The 23,898-nt window shown below is 72.0% G+C and carries 19 protein-coding genes and 3 tRNA genes; 1 reads left to right on the top strand and 21 read right to left on the bottom strand.

Annotated elements, in window-relative coordinates; genetic code table 11:
- Positions 1-45: 45 nt before the first annotated feature.
- From HNR70_RS03435 to HNR70_RS03405, 7 genes are all read right to left on the bottom strand, one after another.
- Positions 46-1,173 carry a UDP-N-acetylmuramate dehydrogenase gene (locus HNR70_RS03435; RefSeq protein ID WP_184324417.1) on the bottom strand — a complete coding sequence of 376 codons (1,128 nt, stop codon included), beginning with the start codon at positions 1,171-1,173 and terminating at the stop codon, positions 46-48.
- A complete protein-coding gene (locus HNR70_RS03430) occupies positions 1,170-1,667 on the bottom strand; it encodes a MaoC/PaaZ C-terminal domain-containing protein (RefSeq protein WP_184324416.1) in 498 nt (165 codons plus the stop codon). The genes HNR70_RS03435 and HNR70_RS03430 overlap by 4 nt, the downstream gene beginning before the upstream one ends.
- Before the next feature lie 62 nt (positions 1,668-1,729).
- The gene (locus HNR70_RS03425) at positions 1,730-2,179 is read right to left on the bottom strand and encodes an FAS1-like dehydratase domain-containing protein (RefSeq protein ID WP_184324415.1); all 450 of its coding nucleotides are present in this window, start codon (positions 2,177-2,179) and stop codon (positions 1,730-1,732) included.
- Positions 2,180-2,408: 229 nt separating this feature from the next.
- Positions 2,409-2,579, bottom strand: coding sequence for a 50S ribosomal protein L33 (gene rpmG, locus HNR70_RS03420; RefSeq protein WP_184324414.1), 171 nt, complete (start codon positions 2,577-2,579; stop codon positions 2,409-2,411).
- A gap of 97 nt (positions 2,580-2,676) precedes the next feature.
- Positions 2,677-2,753, bottom strand: a tRNA-Met gene (locus HNR70_RS03415).
- Positions 2,754-2,807: 54 nt separating this feature from the next.
- Positions 2,808-2,880: transfer RNA gene (locus HNR70_RS03410), tRNA-Thr, on the bottom strand.
- An 84-nt stretch (positions 2,881-2,964) separates the two neighbouring features.
- Positions 2,965-3,046 (bottom strand) — tRNA-Tyr (locus HNR70_RS03405).
- Between the two features lie 325 nt (positions 3,047-3,371).
- Here HNR70_RS03405 and HNR70_RS03400 point away from each other — a divergent pair.
- Complete coding sequence (locus HNR70_RS03400; protein ID WP_184324413.1) at positions 3,372-3,860, top strand: YajQ family cyclic di-GMP-binding protein; 489 nt, start codon at positions 3,372-3,374, stop codon at positions 3,858-3,860.
- Between the two features lie 170 nt (positions 3,861-4,030).
- Here HNR70_RS03400 and HNR70_RS03395 read toward each other — a convergent pair whose 3' ends face one another.
- From HNR70_RS03395 to HNR70_RS03330, 14 genes are all read right to left on the bottom strand, one after another.
- Positions 4,031-4,300 (bottom strand): WXG100 family type VII secretion target, encoded by a 270-nt coding sequence (locus HNR70_RS03395; RefSeq protein ID WP_246375138.1) that lies wholly within the window; start codon positions 4,298-4,300, stop codon positions 4,031-4,033.
- 77 nt (positions 4,301-4,377) lie between these two features.
- A complete protein-coding gene (locus HNR70_RS03390) occupies positions 4,378-4,638 on the bottom strand; it encodes a hypothetical protein (protein ID WP_184324412.1) in 261 nt (86 codons plus the stop codon).
- 314 nt (positions 4,639-4,952) lie between these two features.
- A complete protein-coding gene (locus HNR70_RS03385) occupies positions 4,953-5,222 on the bottom strand; it encodes a WXG100 family type VII secretion target (protein ID WP_246375137.1) in 270 nt (89 codons plus the stop codon).
- A 77-nt stretch (positions 5,223-5,299) separates the two neighbouring features.
- Entirely contained in the window at positions 5,300-5,560 is a 261-nt protein-coding gene (locus tag HNR70_RS03380; protein ID WP_184324412.1) for a hypothetical protein, read from the bottom strand.
- 253 nt (positions 5,561-5,813) lie between these two features.
- Complete coding sequence (locus HNR70_RS03375) at positions 5,814-6,293, bottom strand: hypothetical protein (protein WP_184324411.1); 480 nt, start codon at positions 6,291-6,293, stop codon at positions 5,814-5,816.
- A gap of 114 nt (positions 6,294-6,407) precedes the next feature.
- The gene (locus tag HNR70_RS03370; RefSeq protein WP_312857550.1) at positions 6,408-6,677 is read right to left on the bottom strand and encodes a WXG100 family type VII secretion target; all 270 of its coding nucleotides are present in this window, start codon (positions 6,675-6,677) and stop codon (positions 6,408-6,410) included.
- A 256-nt stretch (positions 6,678-6,933) separates the two neighbouring features.
- Complete coding sequence (locus HNR70_RS03365; RefSeq protein WP_184324410.1) at positions 6,934-11,400, bottom strand: type VII secretion EssC family protein; 4,467 nt, start codon at positions 11,398-11,400, stop codon at positions 6,934-6,936.
- A gap of 113 nt (positions 11,401-11,513) precedes the next feature.
- On the bottom strand, positions 11,514-12,224 hold the full coding sequence (locus HNR70_RS03360) for an FHA domain-containing protein (protein WP_184324409.1): 711 nt from the start codon (positions 12,222-12,224) through the stop codon (positions 11,514-11,516).
- Positions 12,225-12,336: 112 nt separating this feature from the next.
- Positions 12,337-14,019 (bottom strand): serine/threonine-protein kinase, encoded by a 1,683-nt coding sequence (locus HNR70_RS03355; protein WP_184324408.1) that lies wholly within the window; start codon positions 14,017-14,019, stop codon positions 12,337-12,339.
- Positions 14,016-16,997 (bottom strand): FHA domain-containing protein, encoded by a 2,982-nt coding sequence (locus HNR70_RS16170; RefSeq protein WP_281383205.1) that lies wholly within the window; start codon positions 16,995-16,997, stop codon positions 14,016-14,018. The genes HNR70_RS03355 and HNR70_RS16170 overlap by 4 nt, the downstream gene beginning before the upstream one ends.
- Positions 16,994-17,866: a PP2C family protein-serine/threonine phosphatase gene (locus HNR70_RS03345; RefSeq protein WP_184324407.1), complete on the bottom strand. Its 873-nt coding sequence runs from the start codon at positions 17,864-17,866 to the stop codon at positions 16,994-16,996. The genes HNR70_RS16170 and HNR70_RS03345 overlap by 4 nt, the downstream gene beginning before the upstream one ends.
- On the bottom strand, positions 17,863-19,965 hold the full coding sequence (locus tag HNR70_RS03340; protein ID WP_184324406.1) for an RDD family protein: 2,103 nt from the start codon (positions 19,963-19,965) through the stop codon (positions 17,863-17,865). Before HNR70_RS03340 ends, HNR70_RS03345 begins: the two co-directional genes overlap by 4 nt.
- A complete protein-coding gene (locus tag HNR70_RS03335; RefSeq protein WP_184324405.1) occupies positions 19,965-22,475 on the bottom strand; it encodes a transglutaminase-like domain-containing protein in 2,511 nt (836 codons plus the stop codon). Before HNR70_RS03335 ends, HNR70_RS03340 begins: the two co-directional genes overlap by 1 nt.
- Positions 22,472-23,887 (bottom strand): DUF58 domain-containing protein, encoded by a 1,416-nt coding sequence (locus HNR70_RS03330; RefSeq protein WP_184324404.1) that lies wholly within the window; start codon positions 23,885-23,887, stop codon positions 22,472-22,474. The genes HNR70_RS03335 and HNR70_RS03330 overlap by 4 nt, the downstream gene beginning before the upstream one ends.
- Positions 23,888-23,898: the final 11 nt, after the last annotated feature.

The raw sequence follows: 23,898 nt of genomic DNA, 5'->3' as shown, positions 1-23,898 counted from the left end.
CGTCCCGCCATAGTAGGCCGGGGGTCCTCGCCGCCGGGACGGGGTTCACAGATCGAGCCCGAGGCGCACCGGCTCGGGCTCGAGGTGGATGCCGAAGCGCTCCTGGACCCTGCCCTGGACGTCCTTCGCCAGCGCCACGAGGTCCTCGCTGCCGGCCCCGCCGCGGTTGGTCAGGGCGAGCGAGTGCTTGGTGGAGACGGAGGCCCGCTCCCCCACCGCGTGACCGCGCTCCACGCCGGAGTTGCTGATCAGCCAGGCGGCGCTGGTCTTCACCAGGCCGTCGCCCGCGGGATAGCGCGGCGCGCCCTCGGGCAGGGTGGCGGCGACCTGCTCGGGCAGGATCGGGTTGGTGAAGAAGGAGCCGGCGCTCCAGGTGTCGTGGTCCGCGGCGTCCAGGACCATGCCCTTGCTCCCGCGGATCCGCAGCACCGCCTCGCGCACGTCCTTCATCGGGACCCGGTCCCCCACCGCCACGCCGAGGGCCTCGGCGAGCTGGGCGTAGCGGATCGGCGCGGACAGCGAGCCGAGGGTGTGCTGGAAGGTCACCGACAGCACCACATAGCGGCCGGTCGCCGAGGGGACGGAGCCGGAGTAGCGGGTGCGCTTGAAGACGCTGTCGCGGTAGGCGAAGTCGCAGTCGGCCGCGAAGAAGGTGCGCACCGCGCCCTTCTCCCGGTCCCAGGTGCGCACGCGGGAGATGGTCGAGGCGACCTCCTGCCCGTACGCGCCGACGTTCTGGATGGGGGTCGCGCCGACGGTGCCGGGGATCCCCGAGAGCGCCTCGATGCCGACCATCTCGCGGGCGACGGCGTAGCGCACAGCCCGGTCCCAGTTCACGCCTGCGAAGTGCTCGACGATCGCGCCGCCGCAGGTGGGGTCCAGCGGGGTGAGGTCGGCGGCGTCCACGGGGATCCCGTCGGGCTCGCCGGAGGCGCCGACCTCGCAGGTCGCGTCGAGCTGCGGCGGCTCCTCGGGGTCGCGCAGCAGCACGACGGTGCCCTCGAAGGGTTCGTCGGAGGCGACGAGGTTGGAGCCGCCGCCGAGGACGAGCAGGGGCTCGCCGGCCTCGTCGGCCGCGGAGACCGCGGCGATGACCTCGTCGGCCGTGCGGGCCTCGACGAGGTGGCGGATCTCCCCGCCGATGCGGAGCGTGGTCAGGTCGGAGAGCCTCACGCGGTCGCCGTCCCGTCCTCGTCGGCTGCGTCCTCGTCGGCTGCGTGCTCACTGGCTGCATCCCCGCCGGCGGGCAGCGCGATGGTGGCGCGGGAGCGGCCGAGCACCTTCTGGCCCTCGACCTCGGCGGTGAGGTCCACGCGGGCGGTGCCCGCCTTGGCGTCGATCGCGCCGACGGTCGCGACGACCTCGAGGGCGACCTCGCCGGTGGCCGGGACGGGGACCATGCCGGTGAAGCGGGTGGAGTAGGCGCGGACGGCGGTCGGGTCGCCGAGCGCGTCGACGAGGCCGGTGATGGCGGTGCCCATGGTGAGCATGCCGTGGGCGATGACGCCGGGCAGCCCGGCCTCGGTCGCGACGGTGTCGTTGTAGTGGATGGGGTTGAAGTCGCCGGAGGCGCCCGCGTAGCGCACGAGCGTGTCACGGGTGAGGGTGTGGGTGGTGCGGGAGAGCTCCTGGCCGACGGCGAGGTCGGCAAGGGTGAGGGCGGTCATGGTCGCTCCTGGTGGTCGAGGGACGCAGTGGTCGGGGGACGCGGTGGATCGGGGCGCGGGGCTCAGTCGCCGCGGACGACGAGCATGGAGCGCACGGAGGCGACCTCGGCGCCGGCCTCGTCGGCGAGGTCGACGCGGGTGGCGACCATCGCATTGCCGCCGGCGGCGCGCACGGATTCGACGGTGAGGGTGGGCACGAGGCGGTCCCCGGCGACGACCGGGCGGTGCAGGGTGAAGCCCTCCTCGCCGTGGACGACGCGGGAGAAGTCGATCCCGGCCTCCGGGTCCTCGATGTACTGCGCCTCGGTCTCCTGGGCGAGGGACACGAGGAAGGTGGGCGGGGCGACCACGTCCGCGTGACCGGCCGCACGCGCGGCCTCCGGATCCGTGTGCAGGGGGCTCGTCGCGCCCGTGGCGCGCGCGAACTCTCCGATCTTCGCGGCCGAGACGGTGTGCACGGGGCCGGGCGGGTAGGTGCGGCCGGCGAAGGCGGGATCGGGGGTGGGGCTCATGGGATCTCCGGGGTCGGGTCGGCCGGGGCCGACGGGGGCGCGGACCCCACGATCATCTCACCGCCGCACGGTCCCGGCCGACGGGCGCGGCCGACAGGGTTCCGCCGGCGGGGTTCGGCAGACGGGGGCGCTGCGGGTTGCGGCGGGAGGCGCACGGATCTCCTCCGGGATGCACGAAGGCCACCCGGCGATGCCGGGTGGCCTTCGTGGAAGTGCGCGGAGCGCGCGATCAGCGGGTCTCGCGGTGCACCGTCTGCTTGCCGCAGGTCGGGCAGAACTTCGAGAGCTCGAGCCGATCCGGGGTGTTGCGACGGTTCTTCTTGGTGATGTAGTTGCGCGCCTTGCAGTCGACACACGCCATGGTGATCTTGGGACGCACGTCAGAGCTCTTGCTCGCCACGGTTCGCCTCTTTCGTCCGGGTGGCGCGCCCGGCGGCGCACCTCGTGGGTCCCCGTACTCGGGGGATGTGGATTCTGCACTCCGGTGGGAACCGGTGTGGTACCGAGGGCGGGGATCGAACCCGCGACCTCACGATTATGAGTCGTGCGCTCTAACCGTCTGAGCTACCCCGGCGTGACCGATGAAGCGGCCCGATCTCGAATGAGACCGGGCCGCCGCATCCATCAGAGCCCTGAAAGGGAATCGAACCCTTGACCTTCTCCTTACCATGGAGATGCTCTGCCGACTGAGCTATCAGGGCAACCCGGTGAACCTTACCCGCCTCCTTGCCCGGAGGCAATTCGAGGGGCGGTCCCCGTGCTTCGGATCACAAGGATCCTCCGCGTGGCAGATGAGGGATTCGAACCCCCGTAGGCAATGCCAGCTGATTTACAGTCAGCTCCCTTTGGCCGCTCGGGTAATCTGCCGCGACCCTCTTCCGTCACCCGCCGGACTCTCGTCCCGCGGCCGCCGGAAGCGGACTCGGAACAGCATAGCGGGGACCTGGCCGCGGTGCGAACCCAGAGGGCCCCGATCAGGCATGAGAGGCGTCACAGCCCGTTCGGGCCCGCCGGCGCACTCGCCGACAGGGCGCCCGGATCGCCCCGCGGAGGTGCCCGGCGGACCACAATGGGTGCCACGATCCCGCGGGCCGCGCAGCGCGCACCCTCGCGTCGCGCATCCGCTCCGCACATCACCGACCGCACATGACAGGACGGCGACCTCGACGTCGCCGTCCGGAGGAGGGACCCGATGGCCGATTCGTCGTTCGACATCGTCAGCAAGCTCGACCGCCAGGAGGTCGACAACGCCGTGAACCAGGCCGTGAAGGAGGTGGGTCAGCGCTACGACTTCCGCAACACCGGTGCCTCGATCACGCTCAGCGGCGACGAGATCGTCATGTCCGCGAATGCGGAGGAGCGGGTGCTCGCCGTGCTGGATGTGCTGCAGTCCAAGCTCATCCGCCGCGGGATCTCCCTGAAGGCGCTGGAGGTGGGCGACCCGAAGCAGTCCGGCAAGGAGGTGCGCCTGGCGGCCGGCCTCAAGGAGGGCATCAGCACCGAGGACGCCAAGAAGATCTCCAAGCTGATCCGCGACGAGGGCCCCAAGGGCGTCAAGGCGCAGATCCAGGGCGACGAGCTGCGCGTCTCCTCCAAGAGCCGCGACGACCTCCAGGCCGTGATCGCGTTGCTGAAGGGCAAGGACCTCGACGTGGCGCTCCAGTTCATCAACTACCGCTGATCCTCAGCGCCTGCTGATCCACACCCACTGCCGATCCGTACCTGCAGCGGAGCTGCACCTGCCGGTGATCATCGCCTGCTGCTGACGTTGCGCAGGCATGGAGAAGGGCCCCGCCCCCCACGAAAGGGAACGGGGCCCTTCCACGCCACGGACCGAAGCCCGCACCTACCTCACTGCTGGTTCGAGGTGGAGTCCTGCTCCTCGGCGTGCTGGTTCAGCTCATCCGCCTTGGTCTTCATACCCTCCACGAGCTGGTTCACCGCACCGGAGACGAAACCGTTCCAGTCATCGCGGTACGCGTCGTAGTCCGGGCCGACCCACTCGACCGAGTTGACCACGTTCGTCACCGCATCGATCGCGTCGAGAATCTGACCCGCCGCATCGTTGATCCCGGTCGCGACCTCGCGCCCCTGATCCGGATTCATACCCTTGAAAGCCATCACAAACCCCTTTCGCCCCTACCCAGGAGCCGAAGAACTGCAGAAAAAGAAGAGAAGGAAGAGAAACTACCGACCGATCAGGCCGACGCGTCACGCTGCTGGTTGGCGTTGTTCCGCGCACGATCACCGAACTCCTGCGCCTGCTGCTGCACCTGCTGCACGAGCTGACCCACGGTCGACTCGAACTCCTGGATGTAGCGGTCACGGTCCTCACCGGTCCAGTCGAACTCGGTCACGCGACCCTGCACAGCAGTGAAGATCTGCTGAACCTGCTCGCCGGCCTCGGTGATCTGGGTCCCCATCTGCTCCACAGCCTCGGGGGTCATGCCCTTCTTCATGGTGTCCTCCACGTCGTATCCAGTACTTGGTCCCCACCCACCGAACCGGACCTCCGCGACCTCCAGGCCACATCCTCGATCCCTGTCCCCCAGGTGATGACACCACCCTAGAACCCCCACCACCACTTCGCGATGGGGACAACTCCCCATGCTCCTCCCCATCCCTTTGGAGAGCATCGCCGCAGGTCAGAAAATTACGGACCGTCGGAGCACTGTGGACAGCCAGCCGCATCCCGTGAGCACGCCGAAGGGCCCCGCCCCCCACGAAAGGGAACGGGGCCCTTCCACGCCACGGACCGAAGCCCGCACCTACCTCACTGCTGGTTCGAGGTGGAGTCCTGCTCCTCGGCGTGCTGGTTCAGCTCATCCGCCTTGGTCTTCATACCCTCCACGAGCTGGTTCACCGCACCGGAGACGAAACCGTTCCAGTCATCGCGGTACGCGTCGTAGTCCGGGCCGACCCACTCGACCGAGTTGACCACGTTCGTCACCGCATCGATCGCGTCGAGAATCTGACCCACCGCATCGTTGATCCCGGTCGCGACCTCGCGCCCCTGATCCGGATTCATACCCTTGAAAGCCATCACAAACCCCTTTCGCCCCTACCCAGGAGCCGAAGAACTGCAGAAAAAGAAGAGAAGGAAGAGAAACTACCGACCGATCAGGCCGACGCGTCACGCTGCTGGTTGGCGTTGTTCCGCGCACGATCACCGAACTCCTGCGCCTGCTGCTGCACCTGCTGCACGAGCTGACCCACGGTCGACTCGAACTCCTGGATGTAGCGGTCACGGTCCTCACCGGTCCAGTCGAACTCGGTCACGCGACCCTGCACAGCAGTGAAGATCTGCTGAACCTGCTCGCCGGCCTCGGTGATCTGGGTCCCCATCTGCTCCACAGCCTCGGGGGTCATGCCCTTCTTCATGGTGTCCTCCACGTCGTATCCAGTACTTGGTCCCCACCCACCGAACCGGACCTCCGCGACCTCCAGGCCACATCCTCGATCCCTGTCCCCCAGGTGATGACACCACCCTAGAACCCCCACCACCACTTCGGGATGGGGACAACTCCCCAGGCAGCGCTCCCCGTGGAGCCGTCCCGTCGGAGGGCGCGCGGGAACGAGGAAGGACCCCGCGCCGCAGTGGCCGGGGTCCTCTTCGTGGGGTATGGAGCGGGGGTCAGTGGACGTCGAGTCGCACCGAGTCCTGGATGGTGCGGACCGTCTCGATCTCCTCTTCGGCGCCCTCGGCGCCGCAGCTGCCCACGACCTCAAGCACGTCCTTGGCGACGCCGCGGTCGATCACCGCGTAGCGCGCGGCCTGGACGACGGTGGGCCGGCCGGGCTGGGTGTAGCCGTACTCGCTGGCGATCCAGGTGGTCCCCTCCACCTCGATCTCTCCGCTCCCGAGCTCCTCCAGCTGGGGCAGCGCGGCCTTGCGCTGCTCGAGCCCGGCACGGGCGGCGTCGAGGGTGAAGTCCGGGCCGAACCGCTGCACCGTGATCACCACGTTGGCGCGGAAGCGCCCCTCCACACGGGGCTGAGCGACGGCGAGCTGGACGCCGGGGACGGTGAGCGGCTCCCAGTCCTCGGGAACATCGATGCGAACTCGCGGAGGGCCCGGGAAGTCCGGGCTCGGGTACGCGATGCTCTTCGCCATGGATGGTTCTCCGTTCGTCCCCGCTCGCTACGGCGACCAACATACCAGTGCAGGGCGGCGGCCCGAGCGGTGATCCGCTCGGGCCGCCGCCCTGCCGTCGACGACGCTCCGACCTCAGTTGTTGGAGGTCGTCTCCTGCTCGTCGGCGTTGCGGCTGGCGGTCTCGCCCAGCTCGTTGACCGCGTTCATGATCTGCTGCAGCGCAGGGACCATCTCCCCGGACCACTGGCCGCGGAAGCGGTCCGCGTCGGGACCGGTCCAGTCCACGCCCTCGAGGCCGGAGGTCAGCTCCTGCTCGATGCGGGTGATCTCCTCGGCCGCGTCGTGCAGCTGGACCGACATCCGTCGGACCTCTTCGATGTTCATACCCTTCGTGGCGTTCACGATCCGGGTCCCCTTTCCTGTTCGCCGGCGCCTGCGCCCCCCGAAGCGGTGCACCGGGCCGTCTCCGTGCTCAACAGGTCTCACTGTAGGGCGATCGCCGCAGGGCGACCATGGGGAGGAGTCCCCATGGGGACGGAGCCCCCGTCGGCCGACGGATCATCCACCGATCGGGCCCGCACCGCCGACCGCCGTCGGACGGACCGGAGCCCGCGCACGGACCTCTACACACGCGGGCTCCGTCGGCCCGAACCGCAGGTCAGCCCGTGGTGATCTGCGCGACCTGCAGCTTCATCGCCTGGCCTCTGTAGACCAGGAAGCCGCGCCCGGCCGGGAAGTCGGCTCGACGGATCCTCCCCAATCCAGTGCCGAGCAGCGAATCGCCGTCCATGTCGGAGGGCTGCAGCAGCAGGCCGCGACGCCCGGCCTTGAAGGGCTGGGCGAGGACGTAGGCCTGCGACCAGGACGCGGACTCGTTCTCGCCCACCACGAACTGCCCCTCACGGGTGGAGGCGCGGATCAGCTTGTCCAGGTCGTTCTCGATCCCGGAGCCGGTGAAGTCGGCGACCCCATCGATGAACAGGGCGAGCTTGCCCTCCCCCACGGCACCGGAGTCGATGGTCTGGCGCAGCTGGGCGGCGAGGTCGCGCACGGTGTCCGGGTCGGAGGCCTCCACGTCCCAGATCGGCAGCCCGGTCAGCGGGGTGCGGCGGGCGGAGAAGCGCACCAGACGCATCGGGTCGTCCATCGCCTTCAGACCCGTGGCGATGGTGAGCATCGCCGTGGTGCGGCCCGAGCCCATGGGGCCGGTGACCATGAAGGCACCCCGCGGCTCGTAGGTGATCTCGGCGAGGGTCTCGTCGGCCAGGCCCAGCACCGGGCGGCCGCCGACGACGGGGCGGAGTGTCTCGAACTCGACCCGCTCGGGCAGGCGCTCGATCGCAGGCGCCTCGGGCACGCCGGCACGGCGCATGGCCTGGGCGAGCTTGGTGACCTCACGGGACTGGATGGCGACGTTCGAGTCGCCGCCGTGCACCGCGACCTGCACCTCGTGACCGTCGAGGATCGCGCGGCCGGGGGGCGAGGAGCCGTCCAGCACGTCGCGCGGCTCGCCGAAGTTCGCATAGTCGTCGTCGCTGGCCATGCGGTGGATCAGGCGGCGCTGGATGGAGGAGCCGAGCGAGGTGGGGATGGCGTTCGGGCGGTCGCCGGTGACGATCACGTGCACACCCACCTGGCGGCCGTCGGTCGCGATCTGCACGAAGGTGGTGAACCACTTGGTGAGGTTGGAGTAGTCGTACGCCTCGCGGAACGCGGCCATGCCGTCCACGAGCAGCAGCACGCGCGGGGTGTCCGGCTTCCCGGCGAGGTCGCGGTACTCGGCCACCGACCCGGCGCGCACGCGGGAGAACTCCTTCGCGCGGTCGTCGATCAGCTGGCGCAGGGTGCGCAGCAGGCGGATCACCCGCTCCTCGTCATCGCCCGGCACGATCGAGCCGACATGCGGGAGCTCCTCGAGCATCGACAGGCCCGAGGCGCCGAAGTCCAGGCCGTACACGTGCACCGGCCCGCCGCGCACGGTCGAGGCCGCGGAGATCGCCAGGGTGCGCAGGGTCGTGGACTTGCCCGAGCCGCCGGTGCCGCAGACGGCCATGTTGCCGTCGCGGTCGGGGTAGTAGGAGATGGTGGGCTGGGCCTGGTCCTCGGGGACGTCCATGACGCCCAGCAGCAGCTCCTCGTCGGTGCGGCGCGTGGGCAGGCGGGAGAGGTCGTAGGCGTCGGCGAGCTCGGACAGCCAGGGCTTGCGCGGGGCCGGCACCCCGGCCCGCTCGGCGGCGGCCTTCACGGTCGCGACGATGCGGGAGATGTCGTTGGGGCCGGGGTCCTTGACCTCCTTGGTGGGCGGGGAGGGGATGTCCCACTGCTCGCCGGTGCCGAAGTCCTTCTCGACGATGTCGATACGGGCCCGCTCGGGCTCGTCGGTGGTCCAGCCGCCCGCGTACCCGGTCTGGAAGGTGGCGATGCGGCCGGGACCGGTCTTGGCCGCTGCGCGACCGGGGATGCCCGGGTCGAAGTGGGCGGCCATCTTGTCGCCGAGGATGTCCTTGGAGTCGGCCTCGTCGGCCATGCGCAGCGCGATGCGCAGGTTGGTGTTGGCGCGCAGGTTGTCCTTGATGACGCCCGCGGGGCGCTGGGTCGCCAGGATCAGGTGCAGGCCCAGCGAGCGGCCTCGCGCGGCGACGTCCACGACGCCGTCGACGAACTCGGGGATCTCCTTGGCCAGGGCCGCGAACTCGTCCACGATGATGATCAGGCTCGGCGGCGCCTCGGGGTCACCGGTGCGCTCCAGGGAGACGAGGTCCTTGGCCTTCTTCCGGTTCAGCAGGTGCTCGCGGTAGTGGAGCTCGGCCCGCAGCGAGGTCAGCGCGCGGCGCACCAGGTGCTGCGAAAGGTCGGTGACCAGGCCCACCGCGTGGGGCAGCTCGACCGCGTCGGCGAAGGCGGCGCCGCCCTTGTAGTCCACGAACAGGAAGGTGACCCGGTCGGGGCTGTGGGCGGTGGCCATGCCCATCACCCAGGCCTGCAGGAACTCGGACTTGCCGGCGCCGGTGGTGCCGCCCACGAGGGCGTGGGGGCCGTTGGTGCGCAGGTCGAGGTGGAAGGCGTCCTGGCCGTTGTGGCCGATGAGGCCGCGCAGGTTCGCGTCGTGCTTGCGCCGCTGCGGTTCGGAGCCGTCGCGCGGGGTGAGGGAGTTGTTCTCCTTCCACCGCTCGATGATGTGGTCGGGGTCCTCGGCCATGGCCATGCCCCCGAGCTTGAGGTAGGAGATCGCGCGGGGCAGGTCGGAGTCGTCGTCGATCGGGACGCCGGCGTCAACGACCGGGGAGAGGTGGCGGGCCACGCCCGAGGCGACCTCGACCGAGACCGTCTCCACCGCGACGGGGTAGTACCGCTCCCCCACCCGCACGTGACCGGCGCTCGCCCCCTCGACCGACTCGTCCACGGACACGTAAGTGCGGCAGGCGGCGGGCAGCGCGGCGACGTTGGAGGCGCACCAGATGACGTGCACGCCCACGTCGGGGCCCCGCTCGGCGATGCGGACCAGGCGCGCACGGTCCACGGGGGCGTCGTCCTCGATGATCACCACCAGGTTCGGGGTGACCGGCTCCGGCGGGATCGGGGTCTCCTGGGTGACGTCGACCGTCATCGGCGTGCGCAGCTGCGGGGCGGCGTCCCCGGCGCGCTGCTCGATGAGCTCCTCGATCCGCGAGAGCAGGGAGGTGCACCGCCCGGGGGTGTCGGCCAGGTGGTCGCCCGGCAGCGGGGAGTGCGGGCTGGAGGTGTGTGGCAGCCACTTCAGCCACTGCCACATGTCACGGCTGGAGCGGGAGGTGATCGCGGCGATCGCGACCTCCGCCGGCGAATGCAGCGCGAAGATCTGGGTGACGATGCCGCGGGCGACCCCGTCGGCCTCGTCCCCTCCCCCGGCCACGCCGAGGTTGCCCGCGTACCGGAGCTCGGCGACCACCGGCACGCCGGCGATCATCCTGTACTCCTCGTGCATGTCGTCGAGCATGTCGTAGTACGTGGGGATCGCGTCGTTCTCCCCGGGCATCTCGATCCCCACCCGCGACTCGGCGATCCCGAGGCCAAGGCGGACCGTGCCGAAGGCGTTGTGCTCGGGCCGATGGGTCCACAGCAGACGCCCCAGGCGGAAGGCGGCATCGACGGTGTCCGCCGCGGACGGCGCCTCCACCAGGCGCACCGCCCGCTCGAGGTCCTGCGCGGCGGTGACACGGCGCTTCAGGGAGGCGAGCCCCTCCTCGAAGTTCTGGATCTGCCGCTCGAGCACCTTCTTCTGCTGGAACTTGCGGTTCAGGTATCCCGCCGTGGCCATCATCGGCATCATGAACACGAACATGAGCGAGAAGGGACTGCGGGTCATCGAGAACATGAAGCCGCCCATGAGGATCGGGGCGAACATCATGAAGATCGGGAAAAACTGCGGGGCGGGCTCCCTGGGCGGGGTGGGTGCCTTCAGGGGCCGGTAGGGGAAGCGCGGCACCACGCGCGGGGAGCGGTTGAACTCGACCACCGGCGAGCTCGGCGCGGTCCCGCCCAGGCGATGGAGGGCGATGACCGAGAAGGTGGTGCCGCCGATGAGGACGGTGTCCGCGGGGCCGATCACGGCGCGCTGGACCTGCTCCCCGCCGATCACCACGCCGTTGGAGGAATGCAGATCGACGATCTCGATCGAGTCGCCGACGTTGATGCGGGCGTGGCGCTTGGACAGCATCGGGTCGGCGATGCGGATGTCCAGGTCGCCCGCCCGGCCGATCACGCTGGAGCCCGAGGGCAGGGGGAACTCCCGCCCCGCCTCGGGGCCGGACAGCACGCGCATCAGCGCCACCGCCGCACCGCGGGACTCCTGCCGGGTCGCGTACTCGGTGGAGGAGCGGGCGATGGAGACCACGCTGCCGGAGCGCAGACCGGCCTGGATCAGGTCGATCGACCGGTCCAGCGAGCGCACCCCCGTGGCGCCCGGGCCCGCGCCGGGGTCCTGGACCTGCAGGGTCAGCCCCTCCGGCGCCTCGGTCTCCCCGCGCAGCGGATCCGCGAGGTACAGGGCGTTCGCGACGTCGGCGACGGTCGCGGTCGCGTCAGCGGTGACCTCGAGATCGGTCAGCCGGTCCTCGGGCCTGCGCAGCGTGAGCTTGATGCGCATGGTCTCTCCTCCCCCTGGCGGGGCTCTCCCCCGTCGGCCGGAGCGCGCCGTGCGGCGCGCCCCGGGATGTTCCTAAAGCACCGCGCGACGGGGTGCTGTGTCGATCGTCGTGGTCAGTCGTCGTCGGCGTCCTGTGCCTGGTCCAGCAGCGGCAGGTCCTCGCTCGTGACCAGCCGGGAGAAGACCGCGTGCTCGACGAGGCGGGCACGACGGTTGGAGGCGAGCTTGCCGGGGCCGCCGCGCAGGCCGCGCACGCCGAGCCGGTCGAGCTTGTCGCACACGTTGTCGAGCTTGCGGTTGAACTTGGTCAGCTGCCATCCCAGGCGCTTCGCCGCCTGCGCCGAGGTCGGGACCGAGCTCATTCCCGAGCCCTCGCGGGTCAGCATCGGCTCGGCGAGCGCGAGGATGAGCAGCTTCTGGCTCGGGGTGAGCTGGACGGAGCCGACGGTGGTCTCCCCCGCGGGGTCGTCCGGTCCGGCGATCCTCGCGAACTCCGGCGACTCCGCGTGCACGGACAAGTCGTAGGTGGTGGGTCCGGCGGTGAACACCACCTTGGTCACGTCGAAGACGAGCGGGATCCGGGCACCGGGGGCGAGCCAGGCCTGCATCGAGCCGGTGCCGTCGGTGATCGTCGCGGACAGCCGCGCGCCGATGTTCACCAGCCACCACATCGACTCGACCTGCACGATCGTCAGGAAGCGGCGGTGGAGGAACGGGTTGTCCTCGTCGATCGTGAGGTCCGCCTCCCGCCCGATCGTCAGCTCCTGGCCGTCCTCGACGCGGTACCACTCCCCGCAGAACTCGACCGAGATCGTCGATGCCATCTCAGCGTCCCCCTTCGTCCTCGGCACTCCCGCGCGCCCTCGTCATGTCGTCGTCCATCGCGCTCATCAAGTCATGCCCCCGTCGTCTCATGCCCCGTCGTCCCATGCCGTCTCACCCCCCGTTCAGGCACTTCTCGACGACCTGGCTCGCCCCGCCGTTGCGGTTAAGCGTCTGCACCGTCACGCACAGCTTCGCCTGCTGCGGCGGGATGTCGATGACGGTCGAGTACTGCCCGTACACGTCCTTCGGTGCGGCGAACTCCTGGTAGTTGGAGGGAAGTTCGGCCCACTGCACCCGGAAGAAATCGTCCTCGCCCAGGGTGTCCGGGATCTGCCAGGACACCCTCACCTTCCCCGGCTCCCCGGGGCCGCCGTCGGGCGCGATGACCTGCAGCTCGATATCGCGGGGCGGATCGGGGTTGGCGGCGGGATCGGCGACGACATTGATGTCCGTGGTCGCACGCTCCTCCGGCTCGGGGATCAGGAAGTGCCGCACGCCGAGGGTCGCGCCGACGCCCAGCACGATCACCAGGACCGCGGCGAGGGTCACGAAGGGCCAGGCCGGGGTGCCGGTGCGCTCCTCGTCCTCCGCCCCGTCGGCGGGGGCGGGAGGCGGGGAGGCGGCCGAGGGCAGGGCCCCGGCGGGCCGCAGCAGCGTCGACTCCGAGGCGGACGCGCCAGAGGCAGAGGCGGCAGAGGCGGACGCTGCGGAGACCGCCGAGGTCGAGGGCGCGGAGGCGGAGGGCTGGTAGCCCCCGGCCGACGGTGCCAGCGCCGGCGCGACGCCGGCGTACGGGTCCAGGCGCCGCTTGCTCCCGGGACGGGTGCCGGTCTCGGGGTCGACGGTGGCGACCTTGCGGATCCGGGTGTGGGCGTCGAGCTCGTCGTCCTCGCCATGGTGAGGCGCGGTGGAGCCGCGCTCGTCGAGCACGTCCATCTGGGTGACCGGCAAGGACAGCGAGAGCTCCACCTGCTGCAGCGCACGGCCGAAGGCGAGCGCCGTGTCGTACCGGCCCGCGGGATCCTTCGCCATCGCGACCGACAGGGCGCGGCTGAGCTCGGCGGGCACGTCCGGGCGCTGCAGCGGCGGCAGCGGCTCGCTGGAGATGCGGTGGATGAGGTCCGAGGCGGTGTTGCGCTGGCCGCGCCGCTCGAAGGGAGTCTGCCCCGCGAGCAGCGAGTGCACGGTCGCGGCGAGGGAGAACACGTCGCTGCGCACGTCGGCGCGCGGCGGGTCGGTGAAGAACTCCGGCGGGGACCACGGGATCGACATGCCCTGCGAGTCCTCCACGTCGTTGCCCTGGCCGGCCACGATGGAGATGCCGAAGTCGGTCAGCGCCGGACGGTTGTAGTCGGTGACCAGGATGTTCGCGGGCTTGATGTCGCGGTGGAGGATCCCGGCGCGATGCGCGGTCTCCACGGCGCCCGCGATCTGGACGCCCACGCGCAGCGCCTCCGCCACGGTGATCCGCTCCTTGCGGAAGCGCACCCCGTAGTTCGGCCGCGAGCAGTACTCCATGACGATGTACGGGCGGTGGTCGCCCGAGACCTCGGCCTGGTGGATGGTCACGATCGAGGGATGCGTGGACATCTGGGCCATGACGTTGGCCTCGGCGTCGAACTGGCGGCGCACGGACTCGTCCAGCACGGTGGACAGCAACACCTTGATCGCCACGCGCCGCTGCGGGCGGGCCTGGCGGTACAGGAACACGTCGGCGAATCCGCCGGAGCCGAGCAGCTTCTCGAACTCGTAGCCGGCGAGCCGTGGGGGTGCCGAGGGCGGTCTGGGGCTCATGGCCTCTCCCGATAGGTCAGATGCACGTCGTCGCCGAGGTCGAGCAGATCCCCGGCGTGGAGGACCATGCCCTCGCGCGGCCGCAGGCGCAGCGGCTCGTATCCCTCCCGGTGCAGGGTGGTGCCGTTGGTGGTGCCGAGATCCAGTGCGACCACGTACCAGCCCTCGAGGCGCAGCTCGACGTGGGAGCGCGAGATGTCCTGCTGGGGGCTGGGCACGGTGATCAGCTGGGGCATGTCGGTGCCGCTGACCCGGGAGGCGCGGGGGCGCCGGCCGACGATCGCGGTGCGATCCAGCACGAAGCGCTCCCCGGTGCTGATGTCGATCGCACCGAGCGGCGGGCGGGTCACGGCGCGGGTGGGCCCGGACAGCGGCGCGCCGCATGCCCGGCACACGGACAGCTCCGGCGGGTTCGCGTGGCCGACGGGGCACACCAGTCCCGGGAGTGTGACCCCGCCGGGGGCGGGCCCGGGTCGGCCGGCTGCCGGGCGCTGCGGAGCACCGGCGCTCGGGGCCGGTCGCTGCGGAGCTCCGGTGGTCGGGTGCGGCGCGGATCCGGCGCTCGGGACCGACGGGGCGCGTCCCGCGGCGGACGGTGCCTGCGGCGCCCCCGCGGCAGGTCCGACGGGCGCGACCGGATGGGGCGCCCCGGCATGGCGGCCGTGGAGCGCGCCGGGAGCCGGCCCGGTGCCGGGCCGGGCCGGGGCCGACGGGACACCGTAAGGGTTCGGAGCGCCGTAGGGGCTGGGCTCACCGTACGGACTGGGAGCGGCGTACGGACTGGGCGCGCCGTACGGGTCGGAGGCGCCGGGCGTCCGGTGGGGGGCGGCCGACGAGGTCGCGCCCGGGCGCGGGCCGGTGTGCGGCGCCGACGGGCGCTCCGCGAGGTGGACCTGCGGGTATGCCGGCGTGGGGTCGCTGGGCTCGGTCGCGCGGCGCGCCGCGGTCTGCGCGATCTCCGGGGCGGGGCGCCCCATGCCGGGCACCCAGTCGATGAAGTCGCCGCCGCCGGACGCTCCGGCCGGCCCTGCGCTCGGCGCCGCTGCAGGCTCCTCCTCGGGCTCGACCGGGGAGTCGGCGGACGGCGCCCGGGTCTCGGCGGGGAAGCCGGCGCCGGGCCCCGCCGCGGGCGCACCCGCGGTCGTCCGCTCCTCGACGTGCTCGTCCTCCTCGCTGCGGCGCACGGCGGCGTCCTCGATGCGCCGGAACACGGTCTTGCCGAAGAGGTCGTCGTAGGCGCCCGTGTTCTCGAGGTCGCCGCCGGAAGCGCTCGTCGCGGCGGTCCCCGTCGCCGCCGGGGCGGGCACGCTGCGCTCCGGGGCCGGAGCGCCGAAGGACGGAGCCGCTGCACCCGCTGGTGCGACGGGAGCGGCAGCCGCTGCAGCGACAGGAGCAGGGGCGGCGTCCTCCTCGGGGCCCTCCCCGTCGTCGATCGGGGCGATCAGAGTGGGGGGCGACTCGAACTCGTCGTCGTCCGGCGGCAACGGGGTCGGCACGGAGACACTGGGAGCCGGGGCCGGGGCCACCGCCGGTGCGGCGGCGGACGGCGCTGCCGCGGCGGGAGGTGCGGTCTGGGCGGGAACGGCCTGCGGTGCCGGCGCCACCTGGGGCACGGGAGCCGGCTCGGGCACGGGAGCCGGCGCGGCCGCGGGAGCCAGCTCGGCCGCAGGAGTCGGCTCGGCTGCGGGAGCCAGCTCGGCCGCAGGAGTCGGCTCGGCTGCGGGTGCTTCGCGAGCGGCGGTCCTCTCCCCGGCGTCCGGCTGGTCCTCGGATGCGGCGCGGCGGCGGCGATCGAACAGGGAGGAGCTCACCAGGCGCCGCTTGGGCGCGGCGGCGGGTTCCTCCGTCGCGGGTGCTGCGCTCGCGCCGGGTGCTGCGCTCACGGCGGGGGCTGCGCTCTCGGCTGTGGCGGGGGCAGGTGCCGACTGCGCGGCAGCGTCCGGTGTCGCCGCAGCAGGGGCGGCCTTCGGAGCAGCGGGGGACGGCTCCGAGGCGACGGGTGTCGGTGCCGCAGCGACCGGCGAGGGCGCCGCCGGCTCGGGGGCAGGTGCCGGTGCAGCAACGGGCGACGGCTCCGCAGCCGGTGCCGAGGCGGCCGCCGGTGCCGATGCGGGTGCATCAGGCGTGGGCGCCTCGGCGGCAGGCGCGGCATCCGACGCGGCAGGCGCACTCCCGCCGAACAGTCCGGCGAAGAGGTTCGGGCCCGAGGGCTCCGGCTCGGCCGCGGCAGGCCGGGACGACGAGCTCGCACCGCCTCGAGACAGCGACGGCGGCATCTCCCCCGACTTCCGCGTCGCCGTCATCGGTCGCCGCACCGAGGAGGAGCTGCTCGACGAGGAGCTGCTCGTGGTGCTGGTCGACGTGCTCGCGGGTCGGGGCGCCGGGACGGGGCGCTCGGCCCTGCGCTTCTTGGCCTCGGGGGTCTCGATGGATCGGCCGTCCTGCTCCACCTGGTCGGCGAGCGCGGCGCGCGCCTCGTCGTCGAGGGAGGCGGGGTCGACGGTGACGTGCACGAAGCCGCGCACGGGGGTGATGCCGGAGCCCAGGCGGTGGGCGCCGACGTGGTCCTCCGGCGGGAGGTCGCCGAAGGCGATGCGTCGGACCCCCTCGAAGCTGCGCAGCACGAAGGGCTCCTCCTCGGAGCCCACGACCTGCTGCGCCCCATCGGCCGTGTACACCGCGATCGGGGTGGTGCCCTTGACCCCCACGCTGACGCGCTCCCCGTCGTGGACGCCGAACAGCAGCGCGGTGAGCTTGTCCGCGCTCTCCAGCTCACCGGCCTCGACGAGCTGGTCGAGCACCTCCTCGGGGGCGGGGCGACGGCCCAGCACCCCCCAGGCCGCCTCGGTGACCTGCTTGCGCAGTCCGGGGACCAGCACCATCCAGGAGTTCTCGCGCAGCACCAGTGTGGCGGGGCCCTGGCGGGTCCAGGTGCCCGGGCCGAGGAGCTCGGCCGCCGAGGCCGTGTCCTCGCTCATCGACCTCGGTCCCCGGCATCGTTCACGCCGCGCGGCAGGGTGTCCTCGTCGACGTCGTCCTCGTCCGGGGTGGCACCGCCGGCGGTGTCCTCGGTGGCGAGGGCCTGACCCACCACCTCGACCGCCTCGACGATCACGACCGAGACGTTGTCGTGTCCGCCAGCGTCCAGCGCACTGCTCACGAGGTCCTGCGCGATGGTGCGCACGTCCACGGGCCGGCGCAGCATGCGCTCGATCGCCGCGTCGTCCACCTCGCCGGTCAGCCCGTCGGAGCAGACGAGCATCCGGTCCCCCACCTCGGCGGGGATCAGCCAGTAGTCGGGGTCCGACTCGGGGCCGGCGCCCAGGGCGCGGGTGACCATGTGCCGGTACGGGTGGACCCGCGCCTGCTCGGCGGTCAGCTCCCCGCGGTCCATCAGCTCCTGGACCACCGAGTGGTCCACGCTCACCTGCTCGAAGATCTCCCCGGACAGCCGGTACACGCGGGAGTCACCGAGGTTGAGCACGACCCAGTAGCCCACGTCGTCCAGCACCATGGTCGCGACCAGGGCGACCGTGGTCCCCGCGCCGAGGGTCGACTCGCCGCCGAGCTCCCCGATGCGCCGGGACGCGGAGGCCAGCGCCTCCCCCAGCTGCTCGACGGTGACGTTCTCCTGGATGGTGAGCTTCTCGAACTCCTCCACCGCGATCGCGCTGGCGACCTCGCCGGCGTTGTGCCCGCCCATCCCGTCGGCGACCAGGTGGATCGGCGTGGCATCGAGGATGCTGTCCTCGTTGGTGGCGCGCACATGGCCGACGTGGGTGGCCGCGGCGGAGACGACCCGGATGGTGCCCTCGAGATCCGGGTCCGACAGGGAGCGGTCGGTCACTGCTCCCTCTCCACGGACAGGGTCCGGTCCCCCAGGGTGAGCTGTGCACCGGTGGGCAGCACGGTCGGCGCGCCCGGCACGAGGTTCTCCCGCGAGCCGTCCTCGCGCAGGATCGTCGAGCCGTTGGTGGAGCCGAGGTCGGTCACGGTCACCTCGTCGCCGGTGCCGTCCAGGCGCAGGTGGGTCTTGGAGACGGAGCGGGAGTCGTCCTTCAGCACGAAGAGCACCTCACCGTCCTGCGAGGAGGGGTTTCGGCCGATGACCACGGCCTTCTCGACGATCCGCTCGGTGCCGTCGTCCGCGGTCAGGCGCGTCTTCTTCACGGCCGGCAAGCGCATCGGCGAGATGCGGGTGGCCTCGAGGTCACCCAGGTCGGCCGGGGCGGACATGCGGGTCTGCTCGTCCACCGCGTCGTCCGCCGGGTCGGCGCCGCCGTCCCAGGCGTCCCCGGTGATCTCGCTCGTCGGGCCACCGGTCCACGGGGAGCCGACGGGCTCCTGCGGAGCCTGTTGCTCCGAGACCTGCTGCTCCGGGGTGACGGGCGGCGGGCCCCAGGCCGCCGGGGCGGAGTCGTGCGGCGCCGGCTGGTTCCACTGCTGCTCCTGGGCAGGCTGGTTCCACTGCTGCTCCTGCGGGGCCAGCTGGTCCCAGCTCTGCTCCTGCGGTGCGGGCTGGCCCCACTGCTGCTCCGGGGCCGGCTGACCCCACTGCTGCTCCTGAGGGGCAGGCTGATACCAGCTCTGCTGCTCCGGGGCAGGCTGGCCCCACGAGGGCGCCTGCTCCTCGGGAGCGGCGGGCACCGGGTCGGTGGACGGCGGCGCCCAGCCCCCGTCGGCCGCACCGAACTGATCGGACGTCTGCGCGGAGGACGCGGACGACACCGAGGGCGAGCCCCAGCCGGTTCCGTCCGACGAGGCCCAACCGGTTCCGTCCGACGAGGCCGGGGCTGGTGCGTCCGTCGCAGAGGCAGCGGAGAAGGGATCCGCAGAGGCTGACGGGCCGCTCGGCGCCGGCGGCGCATAGGGGCTCGGGGCGATCTGCTCGGCGGCGCTGCCCGCCGACGGCTGTGCGGCGGCGTCCTGCCCGGAGGTCTGCTGACCGGACCAGGCCGCTCCCGGGGTGGCCAGGAGGTTCTGGTGGGCGGCGACCGGGACGGAGGACGCGCCGAGGTAGTGCTCGGCGCCGGCGCGCTCGAAGTCGTCGGGCCGGGGCTTCAGCGGGTCGCGACCCGCCTTGACGTCGACGACCACGGAGTCGACCGCACGATCGTGGAAACCGCGCAGGTGCTTCTTCGGGTCGAGGAAGATCGACAGGGCCATGATCAGCGGGATCAGGCCGTAGAGGAACCAACGACCCAGCGCGCGCACGAAGCCGAGCTGGCCGCCCTGACTGCCGCGGGTCACGCGCAGGCCGAGGATCAGCTTGCCGAGGGTGAAGCCCTTGGCACCGACGAGCCAGATCATCAGGACGTGATAGGCGGCCGGCAGCGCCGCGCCGACCCCGATGAGGATCTGCGGGAGCAGGCCCGGGGGCGACTGCGGGTCGTTCAGCTGGCTGAGGATGAGCGTCAGGCCGATGACGAACGGCACCATCACCAGCGAGGCGATGACCGAGTCGACCAGCGCCGCGAGGAACCGCTTCAGCGGCGTGGCCGGAGCGCAGCCGTCCAGCGGGGGCTCCATCGCGGCACCCGTGGCGGGAGCCTGCGACGACGCGGCCGAGGGCTCGGCCGGGGCGGGCGCCGGAGAGCCCGGGCCGCCGGGCATGCCGGGGGTCGGACCGGGCTGGTGCATCGGAGCCTGGGTGACCATCATCCGATCGTACTGGTCCTCGGAACGCAACGCCGTCGCCCCGGGCTCCTTCGGCGTGAGGGACTCAGGGCTGATCAGCTCGATGCCCTCGTCGGCCTCCTCCGCCCTCTGGCCCTGGGCGCCCAGGTCGCGGGAGCGCGGACGCGGCGCCTGGGACCATGCTCCCGGCGCCTCCGTGGCGCGCTTCTCGTAGGGAGAGGCCTGGTAGCGAGCCCCGCACTCCCCGCAGATCGCGGCGCCCTCGGGAAGCAGCGCCCCGCAGGTGCTGCAGTATCGGGTCTGGCTCATCAGGGTCGGCCCTTCCTCCACATGGACTTCTTCGGGGTGACGCGCAGCGAGGAGCGCCGTCGGCGCATCGCCTCGGAGCGGCGCAGCGCCTTCGCCCGGGCGCGCGCGTTCCTCCGCGTGCGCCGGTTCTCCGCTCGGCGCTCCGCCCGACGGCGGCGGAACGAGCGCAGCGACACGGCCGCCCTCAGGCGTCGGTGCCAGGGCACCGCCGCGGTCATGCTACGCCGCGCCTCGGTCACCTGGTCCCAATACTCCCCCGCGGCCTCCTCGGGGAGGTCGTCCGGGCCGAACACGGCACGGTCAGCGCGGGCCGCGAGCACGGCAGCACCCGCTGCGGGCACGTCGCCGTCGAGCTGGGCGGCGATCTCCGCGCGGGTCATCACGGAGTTCGGGGCGCGACCCAGGTCCGTGAGGAGGTCCAGGATCTCCTGCCAGCCGCCGTCCACCCGGTCCGGGAGCGTGCCGCGGCTGCGGCGTCGGCGCCGGCGCACGGTCTTGGCGATGACGACGGCGAGCGCGGCCAGCAGGACCAGTGCCACCGGCAGCAGGCCCAGTCCGAGGTACACGAGCCACGAGGAGGTGGGTTCGGACTCGTCCTCCTCGTCGTCGGTCTCCTCGCTCATCGCGCCCGGCGGCGGGTTCGGCGGCTCCGCCGGCGGGGGCGGCGGCTGCGCCACCTGCGGCAGGGGCTCGTCCACTGTCGTGGGGGTGGACTGGGTCGGGGTGTCCTCCGTGTCGGGCGAAGGGTCGAAGCGCACCCAGCCGACGTCCTCGAACGCGACCTCGACCCAGGCGGTGACGTCCTCGCCGGTGATCGACGCGGTGCCCTCGGTGCCGTCGGGCACCTTGAAGCCCATGACCACGCGAGCGGGCATGCCCTGGGTCCGGGCCATCACGGCGAGCAGCACCGCGAACTGCTCCTCGTCGCCGAGCTTGCCCGTCGGCTGGGCGTCGGGGGCGTTCCGGTCCAGGCCCACCTTCTCCATCATGGCGAGCAGGCGGCTGACCCCGTGCCCGGACAAGGAGGCGCTGTCCCCCTCGAGCCCGTGGGTGTAGTAGGCGTCCTCCTTCATCGCGCGCGAGAGGTTCTGGAAACGATCGAAGTCGGACTCGGACTCGCCGGCCCACTCCTCCGCGACGACCGCCAGCTGGTCGATGGGCGCGTTCTCGGGCAGGGGGATGTCCGCGAAGCGCATGGAGCTCTGCTCCTCCGCGGTGGGCGCGGTGTACGGCTCATAGGTCAGCTCGTAGGTGTCGCCCGGGCGGACGCCACGGGAGTTGACCGCGGTCTGGGACGCCTGGTTGAGGTAAAGGTTCTCCGCCGTCACCCCGGAGCGCTGGTCGTCCATGTCGTCCAGGTCGATGCGTTGGGTGTGCGCGCCGACCGTCGGCATCCACACGCCCGAGTACCCGCCGATGGTGACGGTCGAGGTCTGCTCGCGGCCGGTGTCCGGGACCAGGTCCACGCCGGGCGCGGTGCGCAGGAACATGCCCGAGGGGCTATCCTTCTGCCGGCTCGAGGCGACGTTGTACACCTGCAGGTCGTACTGGTCCATGGTGGCCAGGCGGATGTACTCCCCGGCGCGCACGCCGGTGACGGAGAACAGCTCCTCCTTGCGCTGGTTCTTGAGGTAGCCGCGGAACTCGGTGAGCGGGGAGACGTACTCTCGCGGATCGAACGGCGGGACGATGTTGTCGCGCGCGGCGTAGCGGATCGTGCCCTCGGGCGGATCCAGCAGCGGGCTCGCGGCGAAGGCGCCTCCCGCCGCGATCGCCATGATCACCGCACCGCCGATGACGCGGCGGCGCAGGACCGGGTTCTGCCAGGACCCCGGGCGCACCGTGTCCGAGATGATCGTGGACTCGGCGCCGGCCAGCCGGTCGCTCTCGAAGCGCCAGGTCAGCCAGCCCACCGAGAGCACGGCGTACAGCACGCCCCGCACCACCGGCCAGAACGCCTGATCGGTGCCGAAGACCACGGACACGGCGACGAGCACGAGCGGGAACAGCCACGCCAATACGTAGAAGCGGGAGCGCAGCACCACGCTCATCGCCAGCAGCGACAGCAGCAGCATGCTGATCCACACCACGCCCAGCACGCCCTGGGCGACTCCCACCGGCGGCGCGACCGTGAGCACGGACTTCCAGGTGGTCACCGGGGCCCGCAGCAGCTCGAGCAGGGAGCCGGGAGTGGGGATGATGCCGAACAGGGCGCGGGTGGGCGCGGCGAACATCGGGCCGAACAGGAAGTACACCCCGAGCAGCAGCGCCGTGAGGCGCAGCGGGCCCCAGCGGAAGCGGGCGCCGACCAGGGCGGTCAGCGTGCCCAGCACGAGCGCCATGACGCCGGTGAGCAAGTACTGGGGTGTTCCGTAGACGTGCTGGAACCCCAGCAGCGCCAGGAGGAACAGCGCGCCGAGCACGGCGATGTCCACGATGCGCCGTGAGGTGCGCACCCCCGAGAAGTAGCTGGGCCGACGGGCCGGGGTCCCGCGGCTCGCGGCGCTCATCGGCCCACCGCCCTCAGGGCGCGGGCGAGGGTGTCCAGCGAGCCGACGGTCACCACGTCCAGCGACCCGATCGCGGAGCGTCGCACCTCGGCCTCCTCGACGCAGCGGATCGCGACGGCGAGCACGCCGATCGGCAGCTGGTTCGCGGCGGAGTTCAGCTCCCGCGCCGTGGTATGCGAGCCGACCACCATCATCACTGCGGAGGCGTTGGGTGCCAGGTCGGCAGCCTTCTGCCCGAGCTCGTGGAAGGAGATGCGCTCGCGCAGCTGCTCGACGAGGGTGTAGTCGTCCATCATCGGTCGGATCCCGGCGGTGCGCTGGCGCGCGTCGAAGGTGAAGGGGGTCAGCTCCTTCTCCTCCCGGAAGGTCTGGGCGGAGAGGGAGGCCGCGGCGGAGACGGCCAGCTCGAACTCGTCCTCGCTCGCGTAGTGCTCGGCGAGGTTGTCCAGCGCCACCACCACGTGGGAGCGGCGGGTCTCCTCGAACTGGCGGACCATGAGCTTGCCCGTGCGGGCGGTGGTGCGCCAGTGCACGTGGCGACGGTCGTCGCCGGGCGTGTAGTCGCGCAGAGCGTGGAAGGCGATGTCGGAGCTGGAGAGGTCCGAGGAGGGGGTGCCCTCGAGGTCGCGGAGGAAGCCGCTGGCGGCCTCGTCCAGGCGGACGGTGCGCGGATGGACGTACAGCTCCTGGGCCTTCGCCCAGGTGACCTGGCGGCGCATCAGCGAGAGCGGGTCGTCGCGCACGGAGCGGACGGGGCCGACGGTCAGCACCGAGCGGCGCCTGGTGGGCACGGCGAAGAGCTCCTCGTGCTCCGCGCCGGCCGCGAGTCGCGGCACGAGGAACTGGGCGGTCGCCTTGCCCACGGCGAGCTCGATGCGGGAGGGCAGGATGTCCCGCTGGGTGGGGTTGGCGACCTCGACGCGGCCGACGGCGCGGGTGCCGACGACGACGCGGTGGGTCTGCAGGTCCAGGGAGACCCGGTAGTTCGCCCTGCCCAGCACGAACAGTGCCGCGAGGACGAGCGGCACGGTCAGGGCGAGGGCGATGACGTTCAGCTCGGTCACGCGCAGGGAGATGCCGAGGAACCAGCAGACCGCCGCGGCGGCGGCCACGGCCCAGCCGATCGGCGAGACCACGTCGAGCACCGGGTGGATGCGGCGCAGCCACAGCTCGACGATCCGGTCGCGCACGCCGCGCAGTCCGGTGCTCGCCGCGGGTGCGCCCTGCTGCGTCGTCTCCTCGGCGGGCGAGGCGCCCTCGCGCTCGCGACGCTTCGCGGACCGTGTCCGGCGACGCTCGCGCCGGGACCGGGCGCGCTCCTCGGCCGCAACGGCCCGTCGGCGCTTCTTCGCCCGGGCCTTCGAGGAGCGCGCGTCCGCGGTATCGGTGGGGAGGGAGCTGTCATCGCTCATCGTTTCCCCTC

It is taken from the genome of Brachybacterium aquaticum (assembly GCF_014204755.1).
Taxonomy (GTDB): domain Bacteria; phylum Actinomycetota; class Actinomycetes; order Actinomycetales; family Dermabacteraceae; genus Brachybacterium; species Brachybacterium aquaticum.
This window is presented reverse-complemented; position numbering and strand designations above follow the sequence as displayed.